General features: G+C 75.6%; 12 protein-coding genes. 4 read left to right on the top strand and 8 right to left on the bottom strand.

Annotated features, from left to right (window positions below; translation table 11 throughout):
- Positions 1-31 precede the first annotated feature (31 nt).
- Together DQ238_RS05390 and serA are read right to left on the bottom strand one after the other, a co-directional pair.
- On the bottom strand, positions 32-1,540 hold the full coding sequence (locus DQ238_RS05390; RefSeq protein WP_113780267.1) for an MFS transporter: 1,509 nt from the start codon (positions 1,538-1,540) through the stop codon (positions 32-34).
- 172 nt (positions 1,541-1,712) lie between these two features.
- A complete protein-coding gene (gene serA / locus DQ238_RS05385; protein WP_233495728.1) occupies positions 1,713-3,326 on the bottom strand; it encodes a phosphoglycerate dehydrogenase in 1,614 nt (537 codons plus the stop codon).
- A gap of 171 nt (positions 3,327-3,497) precedes the next feature.
- Between serA and DQ238_RS05380 the strand changes: the two genes are divergently transcribed.
- Together DQ238_RS05380 and DQ238_RS05375 are read left to right on the top strand one after the other, a co-directional pair.
- Positions 3,498-4,259, top strand: a complete 762-nt coding sequence (locus DQ238_RS05380; protein ID WP_113780266.1) for a hypothetical protein — start codon at positions 3,498-3,500, stop codon at positions 4,257-4,259.
- 24 nt (positions 4,260-4,283) lie between these two features.
- Entirely contained in the window at positions 4,284-4,793 is a 510-nt protein-coding gene (locus DQ238_RS05375) for a hypothetical protein (protein WP_113780265.1), read from the top strand.
- A gap of 111 nt (positions 4,794-4,904) precedes the next feature.
- Here DQ238_RS05375 and ilvC read toward each other — a convergent pair whose 3' ends face one another.
- From ilvC to ilvD, 6 genes are all read right to left on the bottom strand, one after another.
- The gene (gene ilvC, locus DQ238_RS05370) at positions 4,905-5,933 is read right to left on the bottom strand and encodes a ketol-acid reductoisomerase (protein ID WP_113780264.1); all 1,029 of its coding nucleotides are present in this window, start codon (positions 5,931-5,933) and stop codon (positions 4,905-4,907) included.
- 69 nt (positions 5,934-6,002) lie between these two features.
- Entirely contained in the window at positions 6,003-6,530 is a 528-nt protein-coding gene (ilvN, locus tag DQ238_RS05365; protein WP_113780263.1) for an acetolactate synthase small subunit, read from the bottom strand.
- A gap of 99 nt (positions 6,531-6,629) precedes the next feature.
- Positions 6,630-8,501 (bottom strand): acetolactate synthase large subunit, encoded by a 1,872-nt coding sequence (locus tag DQ238_RS05360; RefSeq protein WP_113780262.1) that lies wholly within the window; start codon positions 8,499-8,501, stop codon positions 6,630-6,632.
- A gap of 286 nt (positions 8,502-8,787) precedes the next feature.
- Entirely contained in the window at positions 8,788-11,484 is a 2,697-nt protein-coding gene (locus DQ238_RS05355) for a bifunctional diguanylate cyclase/phosphodiesterase (protein ID WP_147263008.1), read from the bottom strand.
- On the bottom strand, positions 11,484-14,099 hold the full coding sequence (locus DQ238_RS05350) for a bifunctional diguanylate cyclase/phosphodiesterase (RefSeq protein ID WP_113780260.1): 2,616 nt from the start codon (positions 14,097-14,099) through the stop codon (positions 11,484-11,486). The genes DQ238_RS05355 and DQ238_RS05350 overlap by 1 nt, the downstream gene beginning before the upstream one ends.
- 267 nt (positions 14,100-14,366) lie before the next feature.
- Positions 14,367-16,073, bottom strand: coding sequence for a dihydroxy-acid dehydratase (gene ilvD / locus DQ238_RS05345; protein ID WP_113780259.1), 1,707 nt, complete (start codon positions 16,071-16,073; stop codon positions 14,367-14,369).
- Between the two features lie 100 nt (positions 16,074-16,173).
- On the opposite strand from ilvD, the gene DQ238_RS05340 reads away from it, so the two are divergent.
- Positions 16,174-17,007: a helix-turn-helix transcriptional regulator gene (locus tag DQ238_RS05340; protein WP_233495727.1), complete on the top strand. Its 834-nt coding sequence runs from the start codon at positions 16,174-16,176 to the stop codon at positions 17,005-17,007.
- A 41-nt stretch (positions 17,008-17,048) separates the two neighbouring features.
- Positions 17,049-17,423, top strand: coding sequence for a PH domain-containing protein (locus DQ238_RS05335; protein WP_233495726.1), 375 nt, complete (start codon positions 17,049-17,051; stop codon positions 17,421-17,423).
- Positions 17,424-17,463 lie beyond the last annotated feature (40 nt).

Below are 17,463 nucleotides of genomic sequence, written 5' to 3'. Positions count from 1 at the left end.
CGGCCCTGACGGAGGCCGGAGCTCGCCCCGGTCAGCCCACCGCTGGGCCGGGTGGAGGCCGGTCTGCTGCTGAGCCGGTCGACGGCTGGGGTGGGCCGAGGTTCCGGTGGTCGTCCGCGCCGCCGCCGGTCTGGGTGACGCGCTCGCGGGACAGCAGCCCGTACCCGACGAGCACGGCGACGGCGAAGGCGACCGCGCTGGCCGCGAAGCCGACGGCGATGGCGTCCGCGGCCCGGTGGGGTGACGGTGAGCGGGTACCGGCCCGCTCGAGCCCCAGGACGACCGCGCCGATCACGGCCACGCCGAGCGTCCCGCCGAGCTGGCGGACCGTCTGGAGCAGCCCGGAGGCCTGGGCGCGCTCGACCGGTGCCACGCGGCCGAGGGAGTCGGTGGTGGTGGGCGAGATCGTCAGCCCGAGCCCGAGGCCGGTCAGGACCATGCCGGGCACCTGCAGCCAGTACGTCAACCGTGGCAGCGCCGCGGTCCAGGCCAGCAGGCCGACGACGGAGAACACCAGGCCGGTGAGCACCGGTGGACGCACTCCGGAGCGGTCGTACCAGCTGCCGCCGATCTGCGCAGCGACGGTGATCGGCAGGATCAGGGCGAGCACGGCCAGCCCGGTGCGCACCGGACGGAACCGGAGCAGGTCCTGCAGGTAGAGCGAGCCGTAGAGCACGACGGCGAGCAGCCCGAACTGCACGAGCCCGCTGACGGCGACATCGCCGAGGAAGGGCCTGCGGCGCAACAGGCGGACGTCGACCAGCGGGTCCGGGACGACAGCCTGGGTCCGGACGAAGACGGCGGTCAGCACCAGCCCGGCGGCCAGGACGGCGAGGGTGATCGGCGAGGTCCACGACCACCGGCTGGCCTGCTGCACGGCCAGCACGGTCGCACCGAGACCGCCGATCAGCAGCAGCACCGACCCCGGGGCGATCGAGCCGGAGCGCCGCACGTTCTCGGGGCGGGCGACGTGGACCACGACCAGCGCGGCCAGGCCGACCGGCACGTTGAGCCAGAACACCGCTCGCCACGACACGGTCTGCGTGAGGATCCCTCCGACCAGCGGTCCGACGGCGAGGAAGACCTGGCCGATGCCGGCGTACACCGCCATGGCCCGACCGCGCTCGGCCACCCCGAACGCGGCGATCACGATGACCGCCGAGACCGGTGTCATCAACGCGGCGCCGGCACCCTGCAGGGCGCGGCAGGCGATCAGCCAGGGCTCGCCGAGGTCGCCGCGGGGCGCGAGGCCGCATCCCGCCGAGGCGAGGAAGAACAGCAGCACCCCCAGCTGGAAGATGCGCACCCCGCCGAACAGGTCCCCCAGCCTGCCGCCGAACGCCACCAACGTCGCGAGCGCCAACACGTAGGCGTTCACCACCCACTGCTCGCCGGTGGCACTGAGGGGCAGCTCCCTGCTCATCGACGGCAGCGCCACCGTGACCACCGTCTGGTCCAACACGACCATCGACAGGGACCCGGTCATCGCGACCAGGACCAGCCACTTGTTCGACGTCGCGGCCGTCGAGGTCGTGCTCACCCCGCACGACCCGGTGGCGCGGCGGGACCACCGCAGCAGCCCATCCGCGGAACACGGTCCTCCACGGGCCCTGCGACGTCCTCCCGTGGCATCCGCGGCGGACACGCCCGGCGCCGCGGCGGCGGAACCGGCTCGCAGCGCGCTCCGGCGCCAGGCTCTGCTGCGCTCGACGTCACCCCTCGGTGAGGTCCGCGGAGCGGGCCTCACCGGCACCGATCCGGCCGGCGATGTCGCCGAGCAGCTCGGCCGGCACCGGGCTGTCGACGGTCACCGCCATGAGCGCCTCACCGCCGCGGGTGGTGCGGCTGACCTGGGCGCCGGCGATGTTGATGCCCGCCTCCCCCAGCGCGGCCCCCACGGTGCCGACGACGCCGGGCCGGTCGGTGTAGACGAAGAACAGCAGGTAGCCCGAGGCATCGAGGTCCATGTCGAAGCCGTTGACCTCGACCAGCTTGGGCACCTGGTTCTTGCCGAACAGGGTGCCCGAGACGGTCACCTCGGTGCCGTCGGCCATGACGCCGCGCACGGCGATGAGGTTGCGGTAGTCGGGGCTCTCCACGTCGCCGGTCAGCGCCACCTCCAGCCCGCGCTGCTCGGCGAACAGGGGGGCGTTGACGTAGGTGACCTGCTCCTCGACGACGTCGGAGAAGACGCCCTTGAGGACGGCGAGCTGGAGCACCGAGTCGTCGAACTCGGCGATCTTGCCGCGCACGTCGACGGTGACCGACTGCGCCAGCCCACCGGCGACGGCGGTGAACACCCGGCCGAGCTTCTCGGCCAGCGGCAGGCCGGGCCGCACGTCCTCGGCGACCACGCCACCGGCCTGGACGTTCACCGCGTCCGGCACGAACTCGCCCTGCAGGGCCAGGCGCACCGAGTGGGCCACGGCCTTGCCGGCCTTGTCCTGCGCCTCGGTGGTGGAGGCTCCCAGGTGCGGGGTGACCACGGTGTTGGGCAGCTTGAACAGCGGGCTGTCGGTGCACGGCTCGGAGGCGTAGACGTCGACGCCCGCCGCGCCCACCTGGCCCGACTGCAGCGCCTCGGCCAGCGCCTCCTCGTCGACCAGGCCGCCGCGGGCGGCGTTGACGACGATCACGCCGCGCTTGGTGGTGGCCAGCTCCGCGGCCCCGATGAGGCCGACGGTCTCCGGCGTCTTGGGCAGGTGGATGGTGATGAAGTCCGACTCGCGGAGCAGCTCCTCCAGCGACACGGTGCGGACGCCGAGCTGCGCGGCCCGGCCCGGCTGGATGTAGGGGTCGTAGGCGAGCAGGGTGACGCCGAACGCGGCCAGCCGCTGGGCGACCAGCTGCCCGATGCGGCCGAGCCCGACGACGCCGACGACCTTGTCGCTGACCTCGACGCCGGTGAACGTCGAGCGCTTCCAGGCCCCGTCGCGCAGCGACGCGTCGGCGGCGGGGATGTGCCGGGCGGCGGCCAGCAGCAGCGCCACGGCGTGCTCGGCCGCGCTGACGATGTTCGACGTCGGGGCGTTGACCACCATGACGCCGCGCTCGGTCGCCGCGGCCACGTCGACGTTGTCCAGCCCGATGCCGGCCCGGGCGACCACCTTGAGGCTGGGCGCGGCGGCCAGCGCCTCGGCGTCGATCCGGGTGGCGCTGCGGATCAGCACGGCGGAGGCGTCGGCCAGCGCAGGCAGCAGAGCGGCCCGGTCGGCGCCGTCCACGTGCCGGATCTCGACGTCGCGCCCGAGCACCTCCAGCACGCTCGGCGCGAGTTCCTCGGCGATCAGGACGACGGGCACGGTCCCTGACATCTGGACGGTCACGGGACCACAGCCTAGGGACGGACCCGCGGCGGCAGCCGGCCAGCCCCCGTCGCCCCGCTGCCCAGCGGCGCCGGGACACCCCACCGGAGGGGTGGGTGCCCTTGCCCGGGCGCTCCCCGGTCGAGATCCTGGCCGCACAGTCGGCGCGAGCCGGCGCCGACGGAGGAGACCATGAGCACGCACGACGACGAGCACGGGGCCAGCGCGAGCTCGGGCCACGGTCAGCAGTACGGCCGGCCCGAGCAGCCGTACGGCCAGCCCCCGCAGTACGGCCAGCCTCCGCAGTACGGCCAGCCGTACGGGGGTGGCCAGCAGTACCAGCCCGCGCCCCAGGGCCAGCCGTCCGGAGAGCAGACCGGCTACCCGCCGCCGCAGTACGCCGCACAGCCCGGCTACGGCCAGTACGGCGGCTACGGCCAGTACGGGCCCTACGGCCAGTACGGGCCGGCCGCCGCGCCGGCCAGGCCCGCACCGGTCGTCGTGGCCGCGGTGCTCGGCTTCGTCTTCAGCGCGATCGGCGTCCTGGTGACCGTCAGCCTCCTCGCCGGCGGTGCGGTGGTCGGGACCCTCCTCGACGACCTGGCCGCGTCCGACCCCTCGGTGGCCGACGTCGACACCGGGGCCGTCACGGGCGCCCTGGTCTTCCTGGCGGTGCTGGCCCTGGTCTGGACCGTGCTCACGGTGTGGGGCTCGGTGTGGGCGCTGACCGGGCGCAGCCGGGTGCTGCTGCTGGTCGGCGGATCGATCGCCGTCGCGGTGACCGGGTTCTTCGTCGTCGCGGTCCTCGCGGGCGCCTCGGCGGGTGGGGCCGCCGGCGGCGAGGTGGTGTTCTTCCTGCTGTTCTTCCTGGCGGCGGTGGCGATCGTCGTCCTGCTGTCCCTGCAGCCGGCTGCCGCCTTCTTCGCCGCGCACCGCGCCCGCCGCGGGCGCTGACCCGCACCCGGGAGGGAACCGCCCATGTCCACCTCCAGCGGTCCGGGACCGGACCCAGGCGCGGCCGGGCAGGACCGGCCCGGCGGGGAGCTCCCCGCCGAGCCCGCCCGGGCACCCGACGCCCTGGCGCCGGAGGGGTCCGACCCGCAGCACGGCCCGGCCGGACGACGTCCGCCCCAGGTGCTGTCCGCGGCGGTCCTCGGCTTCGTCGTCGCCTTCTTCCTCCTGCTCAACGCGGTCGTGGCCTTCGCGGTGACGCGGGCGCTCGGTCCCCTGGCCGCCGTCATCGGCGTGGTCTACCTGGGCCTCACCGCGCTGAACGTCGTGGGCGCGGTCCAGGCGGTCCAGGGCAGGAGCAGCGTCCTGCTCAAGACCGCCGGCACGGTCACCGTGCTCCTGGGGGTGCTCTCGCTCGTCGCCGCCCTGGCGCAGGGCCGCTTCGACCTCTCGGCGCTCTTCTCCGTCGCCGTCGGGGTCGGCATCGTCGTGCTGCTGGTACAGCCGGCCGCCAAGCGGTGGTTCGGCGCCCGGTAGTCCCCAGCCGCACCCGCTCCCGCCGCCGGGACGGCGACGGGAGCCTCCGTCGCCGGACGGCCGCCTCACGGGGCCGGAGCCTCGGGACGGGGCCGAGGGAGCGGTCACTCCTCAGGTGCGAGCGGCGGTCCCGGCGTAGTCGTCGGACGCCGACACCCAGCTCATCAGGCCGCGCAGCCTGCGGCCGGTCTCCTCGATCGGGTGCGCCTCGGCCTCGGCCCGGCGGCGCTGGAAGTCCGGCGCGCCGGCGTCCTGGTCGGCGATGAACCCCGCCGCCCAGGAGCCGTCCTTGATCCGGGCGAGCACGTCCTTCATCGTCTGCCGGACGTGCTCGTCGATGATCTTCGGCCCGGAGGTGTAGTCGCCGTACTCGGCGGTGTCCGACACCGACCAGCGCTGCTTGGCGATGCCACCCTCGTACATCAGGTCGACGATCAGCTTGAGCTCGTGCAGGCACTCGAAGTAGGCGACCTCGGGCTGGTACCCGGCGTCGACGAGGGTCTCGAAGCCCGCGGTGATCAGCGCGCTGGCGCCGCCGCAGAGCACCGCCTGCTCGCCGAAGAGGTCGGTCTCGGTCTCCTCGGCGAACGTCGTCCGGATGACGCCGGCGCGGGTGCCGCCGATGGCCTTGGCGTAGGACAGCGCGAGCGCCAGCGCCTGCCCGCTGGCGTCCTGCTCGACGGCGACCAGGCACGGCACGCCCTTGCCGTTCTCAAACTCGCGGCGCACCAGGTGGCCGGGGCCCTTGGGGGCGACCATGGCGACGTCCACCCCGGCCGGGGGCTTGACGTAGCCGAACCGGATGTTGAAGCCGTGGCCGAAGAACAGCGCGTCGCCGTCCTGCAGGTTGGGCTCGATCGACTCGGCGTACAGCTTGCGCTGCACGTGGTCTGGCGCCAGGACCATGACCAGGTCGGCTTCGGCGGCCGCCTCGGCCGGGGTCACGACCCGCAGGCCCTCGGCCTCGGCCTTGGCCCGGCTCTTCGAGCCCTCGGGCAGGCCGACCCGGACGTCGACCCCCGAGTCGCGCAGCGACAGGGCGTGCGCGTGGCCCTGGCTGCCGTAGCCGATGACGGCGACGACGCGCCCCTGGATGATGGACAGGTCGGCGTCGTCGTCGTAGAAGATCTCGGCGGCCATGCGGTGGTGCACTCCTTCGGTAGCGGTGAGGGCCAAAGTGGCCACTTTGGCCCGGAGGGGGTCTCGGGTTCAGGCAGTGTGCTCGACCGGGCGCAAGGTACCGGCGCCGGACATGGCGCGCGGACCCCGCCCCAGGGCGACGGTGCCCGACTGGGCCATCTCCTTGATGCCGAGCGGGGCGAGGACGGCGAGCAGCGCCTGGAGCTTGTCCGGCGTGCCCGTGGCCTCCAGGGTCACGGTGTCGTTGTTGACGTCCACGACGCGGGCGCGGAACAGGTCGGCGGTCTGCAGCACCTGGGTGCGGTCGGCCATCGGGGCGCGGACCTTCACCAGGAGCAGCTCCCGCTGCACCGCCGCGACGGCCTCCAACTCGACGATCTTGATGACCTCGACCAGCTTGTTCAGCTGCTTGGTGATCTGCTCGAGCGGCTGGGTGTCGGCGTCGACGACGATCGTCATCCGCGACAGCTCGGCGTTCTCCGTGGGGCCGACGGCGAGCGACTCGATGTTGAAGCCGCGCCGGCTGAACAGCGCCGAGACCCGGGCGAGCACGCCGGACTTGTTCTCGACGAGGACGGAGAGCGTGTGGCGGGTCATACCCAAGGTTCCTTTCACCACGGATGGTCACCAGCGGCGGCCCTCCTTCAGGGGCCCGTCGCGAGCTTGCGAGCGATGGAGGAAGGGGGGTCCTTCGACTCACACCTGCCCCTCGCCGAAGACCGGGCGGACGTCGCGCGCGGCCATGATGTCGTCGTTGCTGGCGCCCGCGGCGACCATCGGCCAGACCTGGGCGTCGTGGCCGACCACGAAGTCGATGACCACCGGGGCGTCGTCGATCGCCATGGCCTTCTCGATCACCGCGTCGACGTCGTCCCTGCTCTCGCAGCGCAGGCCCACGCAGCCGAGCGCCTCGGCCAGTGCCACGAAGTCGGGGATGCGCACCGGCTTGGGCCGGCCGTCCTCACCCACCGGGTGCAGCTTGGTGTTGGAGTAGCGGCCCTCGTAGAACAGGGTCTGCCACTGGCGGACCATGCCGAGGTTGCCGTTGTTGATGACGGCGACCTTGACCGGGATGCCCTCGATGGCGCAGGTGGCCAGCTCCTGGTTGGTCATCTGGAAGCAGCCGTCGCCGTCGATCGCCCAGACGGTGGTGTCGGGGCAGCCGTACTTGGCGCCCATGGCCGCGGGGACGGCGTAGCCCATGGTGCCCAGCCCGCCGCTGTTGAGCCAGGTACCCGGCTTCTCGTACCGGATGAACTGCGCGGCCCACATCTGGTGCTGGCCGACGCCGGCGGCGTAGACCGCGTCCGGCCCGGCGATCGCGCCCAACCGCTCGATGACGTACTGCGGGGACAGTGCGCCGTCCTCCGGCCAGTCGTAGCCGAGCGGGTAGGTCTCCCGCCACCGGTCCAGCTGTGCCCACCAGGCGGTGAGGTCGGGCGTGCGGCCGGCCTCGTGCTCGGCGCGCAGCGCGACGACCAGCTCGGCGATCGTCTCGCGCGCGTCGCCGACGATCGGCACGTCGGCCTTGCGGTTCTTGCCGATCTCGGCCGGGTCGATGTCGGCGTGCACCACGCGCGCCTCGGGCGCGAACGAGGAGAGCCGGCCGGTGACCCGGTCGTCGAAGCGGGCGCCGAGCGCGACGATGAGGTCGGACTTCTGCAGGGCGGTGACCGCGGCGACCGTGCCGTGCATGCCGGGCATGCCTAGGTGCTGCGGGCTGCTGTCGGGGAACGCGCCGCGGGCCATCAGCGTGGTGACCACCGGGGCGCCGGTGAGCTCGGCCAGCTCGGCCAGCTCCGCGGTGGCCTGGGCCTTGAGCACGCCGCCGCCGACGTAGAGCACCGGCCGGCGGGCGGCGGCGACCAACGCGGCGGCCTCGCGGACCTGCTTGCCGTGCGGGCGGGTGGTGGGCTTGTAGCCGGGCAGGTCCAGCCGCGGCGGCCAGGAGAAGTCGGTGGTGGCCTGGAGGACGTCCTTGGGGATGTCGACCAGGACCGGGCCGGGGCGGCCGGTGGCGGCCAGGTGGAAGGCCTCGGCGATCCGCTGCGGGATCTCGTCGGCGTCGGTGACCAGGAAGTTGTGCTTGGTGATCGGCATGGTGATGCCGCGGATGTCGGCCTCCTGGAAGGCGTCGGTGCCGATCGAGCCGCTGGGCACCTGCCCGGTGATCGCCACGACGGGGACCGAGTCCATGTACGCGTCGGCCAGCGGGGTCACCAGGTTGGTCGCGCCCGGCCCGGAGGTGGCCATGCAGACGCCGACCCGGCCGGTGGCCTGGGCGTAGCCGGTGGCCGCGTGGCCGGCGCCCTGCTCGTGGCGGACCAGCACGTGCCGCACCCGCGAGTCGAACAGCGGGTCGTAGGCGGGCAGGATCGCCCCGCCGGGGATGCCGAAGACCGCCTCGACGCCGACCGCCTCGAGCGAGCGGACGAGGCTCTGCGCCCCGGTGATGCCGGTGACCGGCTCGGCGGCGGCCTCCGCGAGCGAGCGCGCGGTGGTCTCGACACCGGCGAGCGACGTGGCCGCCTCGCGGGTGGCGGAATCGCCCGGGGTGGTGCTGTTCATGGCGTCTCCTGGCCCTGTTCTCTGTGCGGTTGCCTGCTGCTGGTGGCCCTGGACGGGGCCGTCGGTCGGGGCCCTGCGGTGTGCGGCGCGGGACGGCTGCCGGAGCGGGCCCACCCATGAAAAGACCCCTCGTGCCTGCGGGCACAGAGGGGTCAGCGCGTCGATCGGGAGGACCGACGCGCTAGGCGACTACGAGGAGCAGGCAGGCCGACCGCACGGGGCCACTGTGCGCCTCGACCGGCCCCGCCGTCAACCACCACGTCCCACTGGGTGGACAGCCGGCGGTTCAGGCGTGGGACGGCAGTCCGGTGCCGGCGGGCACCGGCGCCGCGGGGGCGGCCAGCAGGGCACGCAGCTGTCCGGCGGGCACCGGGCGGCCGAGGAGGTGGCCCTGCAGGAAGCGGCAGCCGAGCCGGCGCAGCACGGCCAGCTGGCCCGGGGTCTCCACCCCCTCGGCCACGACGTCCAGGCCCAGCGTGCGGCCGAGGTCGACGACGCTGGCGACCAGGGCGGCGGCGCGCGGGTCGTCCTCGACGTGCGCGACGAACCCGCGGTCCATCTTCAGCACGTCGACCGGTAGCCGGGCCAGCCGGGCCAGCACGGAGGGGCCCTTGCCGAAGTCGTCCAGCGACAGCACGCAGCCGGCCGCGCGCAGGGCGGCGAGGTCGCCCTCTGCCCGGTCCTCGGCGCCCATGAGCACCGACTCGGCGATCTCCAGCACCAGCCGGTGCGCCGGCACGCCGGAGTCGGCCAGCGCGCGGGCGACGTCGGCGGCCAGGCAGCCGGCCTGCAGGTGCCGGACCGAGACGTTCACGCCGAGCTTGAGGTCGTGCCCCTCGGCGAGCAGCGGGGCGACGGCGGCGGTCGCGGCGCCCAGCACCCAGCGCTGCAGCGGTACGACGAGGCCGTCGTCCTCGGCCAGGCCGATGAGCTCCTCCGGCGGGACGGCGCCGAGCACCGGGTGCTGCCAGCGCACCAGCGCCTCCACGCCGAGGACGCGGCGCTCCACCACGCCGACGACCGGCTGGAACACCAATGACAGCCCGCCCCCGGCGATCGCGGCGGGCAGGTCGCGGGCCAGCCCGGCCCGCCGGTCGATCACCTGCTCCAGCCCCTCGCCGGTGGCGCGGACGCAGTTCTTGCCGGCGGCCTTGGCCGTCCGCAGCGCCAGGTCGGCCCGGCGCAGGACCTCGGCCGGGTCGCCGCCCGGCGCCAGTTCGGCCAGCCCGACGCTGCCGGAGACGGGGAAGACCAGGCTGCCGCGGGTGCTCCCGTCGGGCGCGGCCGGCCGGTGGTCGCGGTCGAGCAGCGCCACGAGCCGCTCGGCCAGCGCGGTGGCCTCGGCCCGGCCCGTGCGGACGAGGACGGCGAACTCGTCCCCGCCGAGGCGGGCGACGACGTCGTCGTCCCGGGCAGCCGCGCGCAGCTGCCCGGCGACCTCGCGCAGCAGCCGGTCGCCGACGTCGTGCCCGCCCACGTCGTTGACCGCCTTGAAGCCGTCGAGGTCGACCAGCAGCAGGCACCCCGGCTCCGTCCCGGCGCAGACCTCGGCGAGGGCGGCCGCGAACCGCGCCCGGTTGGCCAGCCCGGTGAGGGAGTCGGTGTAGGCCATCCGTTCGAGCTCGCGCTGGGTGCAGCTGCGGTCGGTGACGTCGCGCAGGTGCAGGACCAGCCCGTCGTCGCCGCCGGTGCCCTTCGCTGCGGCCCGGGCGGCGCCGGAGACCTCGACGTCCCGCCAGGCGCCGTCGCGGGTCCGCAGCCGCACGGTGGCCGGCAGCGCGGCGAGGGGGGTGCCGGCGCGCACCGCGGCCGAGACCCGGACGACCAGGTCGCGGTCGCCGTCGTGCAGGAGGGTGGGCAGCAGCCGCCCGGCCAGCTCGCCCTCGCTCCACCCGAGCTGCGCCGCCACCGGTCCGGAGGCCCAGCCGACCCGCCCGGCGCCGTCCAGGACGACGGTCACGGCGTCGCCGCTGTCCACCAGCGCGCGGAAGTAGCCCTCGGCGCGCCGCAGGCGCCGGGTGAGCCGGGAGCCGTCGACGGCCCACAGCACCGAGCGGGCGCAGGTGAGGACGACCAGCGCCGCTCCTCCGCCCGCCTCCACCGGTGGCAGCGGCCGCCCGGAGGACGCGACGGCGAAGAGCACCAGCAGGACGCCGGAGGCGGCACCGGAGGCCAGCACGATGCCGCGCTGCGGCAGGGTGGGGCGGTCGGAGGCGGACGCGGCCGGCTCTCCCGGGTCGGCGCCCACCCCGAGCACCCCGGCGGCCAGCATCCCCAGCCAGGCCAGCTCGGTGACCACGGTCGGGGTGGTGCCGCCGAGGGTGCGGCCGAGGGCGCCGCCCACGGCGACCACGGCCATCAGCACGAAGGCGGCCAGCAGCCACCCGGCCGCCCGGCGGCGCACGCTGCGCACCGCGGTCACGGTGACCAGGCCGACGCCGCAGAGCACCGCGCCCACGGCCGGGTAGCCGGCGGAGATCAGCCCGTCGGCCGCGCCGTCGACGCCGGCGAGCAGGTCGGCCAGCAGCAGGTGGCCCAGCACGCCGACGGCTCCGGTGACGACGACGGCGTCCAGCAGGACGCGCGAGCCCAGCCGCCGGGTGCTGCGCGGAGGCGGCAGCGCGACCGCGGCCGAGATCGCGATCGGCACGGCCAGCAGCATCGGCACGTCCTCCAGGCCGCCCTCGGCGAGGTCGGCGCCGGCGGCGCGCAGCGTGGCCAGCACCTGGCCTCCGGCCAGCAGCGCCGCGGCGAGGGCGAGCGCCCGCCACGGCCGCCCGGAGCGACCGGGCAGCCGGGCCGCGCACCGCTCGACGACGAGCGCCGCGGCGCCGGAGCCGAGGGCCAGGCAGGCGGGCACCAGGCGGTGGACCTGCGGGTGCGCGGTCAGCTCCAGGACGGCGGCGGCGACCGCCAGCGCCGCCAGCAGCACCAGTACCGCTGCCGGGCCGTGAGCCCGCCCCCGCGACGGACCGGCGGGCATCAGTGGCTCCCGACCAGCCCCGGCCAGAGCAGGCCGGCGCCGTCGCAGAGCAGGTCGGTCAGCTCGCCCGCCGGCATCGGTCGGGCCAGCAGGAAGCCCTGGGCGAAACCGCAGCCGGCGCCCCGGAGGACGCCGAGCTGGCCCGGGGTCTCCACCCCCTCGGCCACCACGTCCAGGCCCAGCGCCCGCCCGATCGTGACGACCGACTCGCACAGCGCGCGGCTCTTCGGGTCCCGGTCGACGCGGGCCACGAAGGAGCGGTCGAGCTTGAGGACGTCGATCGGCAGCCGGGTCAGGTGCGCCAGCGAGGAGTGCCCGGTGCCGAAGTCGTCGAGCGCGACGTGCACGCCCATGAGCCGCAGCGCCTCGACGTCGGCGGCCACGTGGTCGCCCTCGGCCAGCACCGTCGCCTCGGTGATCTCCAGGATCAGCCGCTCGGGGGGCAGCCCGCTGGTCCGCAGCGCCGAGACGACGTCCCCCACCAGGGTCCGGGCGGCGACGTGCGAGGCCGAGATGTTCACCCCCAGCTGCAGCGGCGCCCCGGTGCAGGGCAGGGTCAGCGCGACGGCGGCGGCCCGCTCGAGGGCCCACCGCTGCAGCTCGCCGACCACCCCGGCGCGCTCGGCGATCGGCACGAACTCCGCCGGCGGCACCTCTCCGAGCTCGGGGTGCCGCCAGCGCAGCAGCGCCTCGACGCCGGTGACCCGCTGCTCCTCCAGCGAGACCACGGGCTGGAAGAGCACCGACAGCTCGCCGCGGTGCCAGGCGCCGGGCAGGTCGTCGCGCAGCCGGGCCCGCCGGGCGGCCGCGCTGCCGAGCGCCGGCCGATACCGCAGCGCCGTGCCGGTGCCCGAGGCCGCCGCCGCGCGGACGGCCAGCTCGGCGCGGGTCAGCAGCTCCCCGACGCCCAGCCCGGCCTCCAGCGCGACGACGCCCACGTTGGCGGCGAGGTCGAAGACCCCGGCCCGGGTGTCCAGCGGCTGCTCGAGCACCGACAGGCAGCGGTCGGCGAGCAGGTCGACGGCGTGCGCCCCGCCCTCGGCCAGGACGGCGAACGCGCCGCCGCCGACCCGGGCGACCAGCTCCGCGCTGCGGACGGTCGCCCGCAGCCGCCGGCCCACCTCGACCAGCACGGTGCTGACGACCTCCCGGCCGGCGTCCTCCCGCACCTCGGCGAGGCCGTCGAGCTCGACGAGCAGCAGGCTGGCCGCCGGGGCGGCCCCGGCGGCCAGGGCCTGCTCGAGCACCCGTTCGCAGCCGGCCCGGTTGGGCAGCCCGGTGAGCGGGTCGGTGAACGCGACCTGCTCGAGCGCCCGCTCCCGCTCGACGCGCTCGGTGGTGTCCCGGCAGTGCAGGACGACGGCGCCGACCGCGGCATCGCCGCGCAGGTCAGAGACGCTGGCCTCCAGGTGCCGCCAGGTGCCGTCGGCGTGCGGCAGCCGCAGCCGCAGCAGGCCGGCGGACGCGGCGGGGAGGGGGGCCGTGACGGCCGGGCGCAGGGCCCGGGCCACCGGCAGCGCGTCCTCGGGGTGCACCAGCTCGAGCAGGTCGCGGCCGGTCACCGCGGGAGCGGGGTCGCCGAGCGTCGTCCCGAGGGTCGGCGAGGCCCAGGTGACCCGCAGGTCGCCGTCCAGGACGAGCACGGCGTCGCTGCTGGCGGCGACCAGGGACCGGAAGCAGGCCTCGCTGCGGCGCAGCCGGGCGCCGAGCCGCTGCTCCTCGCGCGCGGTCAGCCACCGGTGCACCGCGGCCAGGACGGCGCACAGCAGCACGCCGGGGACGAGCACCGGGCCGGTGCGCTGTCCCAGGAGCGTGGTGAGGGCGAGACCGGCGAGGACGACGACCATCGCCAGGTGCGGCAGCAGCTGGCCCAGCCGGGTGGAGCGGCCGGTGCGCGGACCGGGGCGGGCGGCCTCCTCCGGGCAGGGGCCGGGGTCGACCAGCACGGCCGCGCCGAGCAGGGCCAGCCCGCCCACGACGAGGAAGCGGCTCGCGTCGACGGCGCCGGAGCTGCCGGCGAGCAGCGCGGAGGTGCCCAGCGCGCGGCCGGCGGTGAGCAGGACCGTGCCGGCGAGCAGCACCAGCGCCGTGGGCTGCCGGCGGCACTCGACGGCCCCCAGCAGGAGGAGCGCGGCGGCCATCGTGGCCGAGGTGACGAGCACCGCGGCGGCGAGGAGAGCGCCCTCGGCGGGGCGCAGGTCGGCCCAGCTGCGGTCGGGGCCGAGCACGAGCAGCTGGACCACGAGCAGGCAGGCGCCGCCGAACAGGGCCAGCTCCACGCCCGCGCGGGCGCCGCCGCGCAGCCGCGCGCGGTCGACGAGGGTCAGGATGCCCACGACGGCGATCCCGTAGCCGGGGACGGTGGGCAGCCAGCGGAGCACCACCAGCTCCATCGGGTCGGTCGGGCCGACGACGGCGGCCGCGACGAACCCGACGACCGGCAGGAGCGGGGCGACGGCGAGCAGCCGCCACCCCCGCCAGCCGGCCTGCCCGCCCCGTCCGGCGCACCAGAGCACCGCGGCCGCGGCCACGCCGAGGGCGGCGACCGCGACGTCGCCGACGAACCCCTGACCGGACGTGCCGGCGGACACCGCGCAGGCGGTTCCCGCCGGCACGGCGCTCCCGAGGAGCCACCACCTGACCCTGTCCACACCCGCTGGATCGGCAGGGCCCGCTCGGGGCCACAGCGCAGCGCGACCGCCCTCACCCGTCCGGGGGGCCGGCCCCGCGCCCGGCCCCCTCGCCGGGCCCCGCCGCCGGCCCCGTCCCGAGGCTCGGCCCCGTGCAGGGTCCCCGGCCCCGTCCCGGGTCCCGCCCCGAGCGTGCGAGGGGTGGGGAGGACGGGGTCCTTCTCCGAGCGGTGGGGGGCAAGGGGTCCTTCCTCAGCCGCAGATGGCCCCCTGCGCGGCCGAGCCCACCAGCTTGGCGTACTTGCCGAGGACGCCGGTGGTGTACCGCGGGGGCAGCGGCGTCCAGCTCTCCCGGCGGCGGGTCAGCTCGGTGTCGTCGACCAGCAGGTCGAGGGTGCGGGTGGTGAGGTCCAGCCGAATCCGGTCGCCGTCCCGGACCAGCGCGATCGGGCCGCCGTCGGTGGCCTCGGGCGCGACGTGGCCGATGCACAGGCCCGTCGTCCCGCCGGAGAAGCGGCCGTCGGTGAGCAGCAGGACGTCCTTGCCGAGGCCCGCGCCCTTGATCGCGCCGGTGACGGCGAGCATCTCCCGCATGCCCGGTCCGCCCCTGGGCCCCTCGTAGCGGATGACGACGACGTCGCCGGCCGAGAGCCGGCCGTCGGTGACGGCGTCCATCGCGCCCTGCTCGCCGTCGAAGACGCGGGCGGTGCCCTCGAAGACGTCGCGGTCGAAGCCGGCCGACTTCACCACCGCGCCCTCGGGCGCCAGCGAGCCGCGCAGGATCGTCAGGCCACCCGTCTTGTGGATCGGGTCGGTCATCGCGTGGACGATCGTGCCGTCGAGGTCCGGCGGGGCGATCTCGGCGAGGTTCTCGGCCATCGTCTTGCCGGTCACGGTGAGCGCGTCGCCGTGCAGCAGGCCGGCGTCGAGCAGCGCGCGCAGCACGACCGGGACGCCGCCGACGCGGTCGATGTCGGTCATGACGAACCGGCCGAAGGGCTTGACGTCGGCCAGGTGCGGCGTGCGGTCGCCGATCCGGTTGAAGTCGTCGAGGGTCAGCTCGACCCGCGCCTCGTGCGCGATCGCCAGCAGGTGCAGGACGGCGTTGGTGGAGCCGCCCAGCGCCATGACCACGGTGATCGCGTTCTCGAACGCCTGCTTCGTCATGATCTGGCGGGCGGTGACGCCCTGGCGCAGCAGGGTGACCACGGCCTCGCCCGAGGCGACGGCGAACGCGTCGCGGCGGCTGTCGGGCGCGGGCGGGGCGGCGCTTCCGGGCAGGGCCATGCCGAGCGCCTCGGCGACGCTGGCCATGGTGTTGGCGGTGTACATGCCCCCGCAGGAGCCCATGCCCGGGCAGGCGGCCTTCTCGATCGCGTCGAGGTCCGCCCGGCTGATCAGCCCCCGGGCGCAGGCGCCGACGCCCTCGAAGACGTCGATGATCGTCAGGTCGTCGCGGTCGCCGAGCCGGCCCGGCAGCGTCGAGCCCGAGTAGAGGAAGACGCTGGCCAGGTCCAGGCGCGCGGCGGCCATGAGCATGCCGGGCAGGGACTTGTCGCAGCCGGCCAGCAGCACCGTGCCGTCGAGCCGCTCGGCGAACACCACCGTCTCGACCGAGTCGGCGATGACCTCGCGGCTGACCAGCGAGGCGCGCATGCCCTCGTGGCCCATGGAGATGCCGTCGGAGACCGAGATGGTGCCGAACTCCAGCGGGTAGCCGCCGGCGGCGAACACCCCCTCCTTGGCCCGCTTGGCCAGCCGGTCGAGGGAGAGGTTGCAGGGGGTGATCTCGTTCCAGGACGACGCGACGCCGATCTGCGGCTTGTCCCAGTCGTCGTCGCCCATGCCGACGGCGCGCAGCATCGCCCGCGCCGGGGCCCGGGTGATGCCGTCGGTCACCTCGCGGCTGCGGGGCTTGACGTCTGCGGTGGCGCTGCGGGGCTCCTCGACGGTCGTCACGTCCGGCGATCGTAGGCCGGTGGCCGGGCGCCACAAGGAGAGCGGCCATGCTGGTACCGACACCACCACCGTGTCACCACCACCACGCCCTGGAGCGTCCGTGTCCTCCCCCGCACGCCGTGAGCTGGCCGAGTTCCTGCGCTCCCGCCGCCGCCAGGTCGACCCCCGCGCGGTGGGGCTGCCGGCCGGGGACGCCCGCCGCACCCCCGGCCTGCGCCGCGAGGAGGTCGCGCTGCTGTCCGGCGTGAGCCACACCTGGTACACGTGGTTGGAGCAGGGCCGCGACATCCGGCCGTCCCGGCAGGTGGTCGACGCGCTGGCCCGCACGCTGCGGATGTCACCGGCCGAGCACGAGTACTTGAAGGACCTCGCTGCCCCCCACCACTCGCAAGCTCGCGGCGGGGCCCTGCAGCAAGGCCGGGGCGTGCCCGCCCACGTGCAGCGGCTGCTGGACGCGCTGGGCTCCTCCCCCGCCTACGCCATCACCGCGAGCTGGTCGATCGTGGGCTGGAACCGCGCCTACGAGCGCCTCTACCCAGGGGTGGCCGCCGCCGCGCCCGCGGACCGCAACCTGTTGTGGCTGGTCTTCACCGACCCCGCCGTCCGCGAGCTGCTGGGCGACTGGGTCACCGACAGCCGGCGCTTCCTCACCCAGTTCCGCGCCGAGGTGGGGCCGCGCCTGGCCGACCCGGACGTCGTCGACCTCGTCGCCCGGCTGGAGGCGGCCAGCCCGCACTTCCGCGCCGGCTGGGCCAGCCACGACGTGGACCGGTTCAGCTCCCGCGAGCGGCGCTTCGAGCACCCGCGGGTCGGGACGCTGCTGCTCGAGCACCACCAGCTGACCCCCGCCGACACCCCCGGTCTGCAGCTGGTCGTCTACACCGCGGCCGCGGGCAGCGACACCGCCGCCCGGCTCGCCCGCCTCAGCGCCTGACCCGGCGGCCCGGCCGGCGGGATCTGGGAGGATGGTCGGACGTGGCTGCCCCTGCCCGCGTGCGCATGAACCGGACGGCCCTGCTGCCGGTCGGCCTGTTCGCCCTCTGCGTCGTCCCGCTGGCCTCCGCCGCGCCCTGGACCCCGGTGTTCCTGCTCGTCCCCGTCCTCGTCGCCGCCTGGGTGCTGCGCGTGGGGGTCGACGTCGGCGACGAGGGCGTGACCGCCCGCTCGCTGGCCGGGCGGCGCACGGTGTCCTGGAGCGAGCTGGCCGGCATCCGGGTGGGCGAGCGCGGCGACCTGTGGGCGGTGACCACCCGGGGCACCGAGGTGCGGCTGCCCGTGCTGCGCGCCCGCGACCTGCCCCGCCTGGCCGCGCTCTCCGGCGGCCGGATCCCCTCCCCCGGCCCCACCTGAGAAAGGACCCCCTGCTCCCCACCGCTCGGAGAAGGACCCC

This window comes from Geodermatophilus sp. TF02-6, from assembly GCF_003319115.1.
Classification (GTDB): Bacteria; Actinomycetota; Actinomycetes; order Mycobacteriales; family Geodermatophilaceae; genus Geodermatophilus.
The sequence above is the reverse complement of the archived record's forward strand: the minus strand, read 5'-3'. Positions and strand labels throughout refer to the sequence as shown.

Coding starts and splice junctions, on each gene's coding strand:
- DQ238_RS05380 (WP_113780266.1), top strand. CDS start 3,498: ATGAGCACGCACGACGACGAGCACGGGGCCAGCGCGAGCTCGGGCCAC.
- DQ238_RS05375 (WP_113780265.1), top strand. CDS start 4,284: ATGTCCACCTCCAGCGGTCCGGGACCGGACCCAGGCGCGGCCGGGCAG.
- ilvC (WP_113780264.1), bottom strand. CDS start 5,933: ATGGCCGCCGAGATCTTCTACGACGACGACGCCGACCTGTCCATCATC.
- ilvN (WP_113780263.1), bottom strand. CDS start 6,530: ATGACCCGCCACACGCTCTCCGTCCTCGTCGAGAACAAGTCCGGCGTG.
- DQ238_RS05360 (WP_113780262.1), bottom strand. CDS start 8,501: ATGAACAGCACCACCCCGGGCGATTCCGCCACCCGCGAGGCGGCCACG.
- DQ238_RS05355 (WP_147263008.1), bottom strand. CDS start 11,484: ATGCCCGCCGGTCCGTCGCGGGGGCGGGCTCACGGCCCGGCAGCGGTA.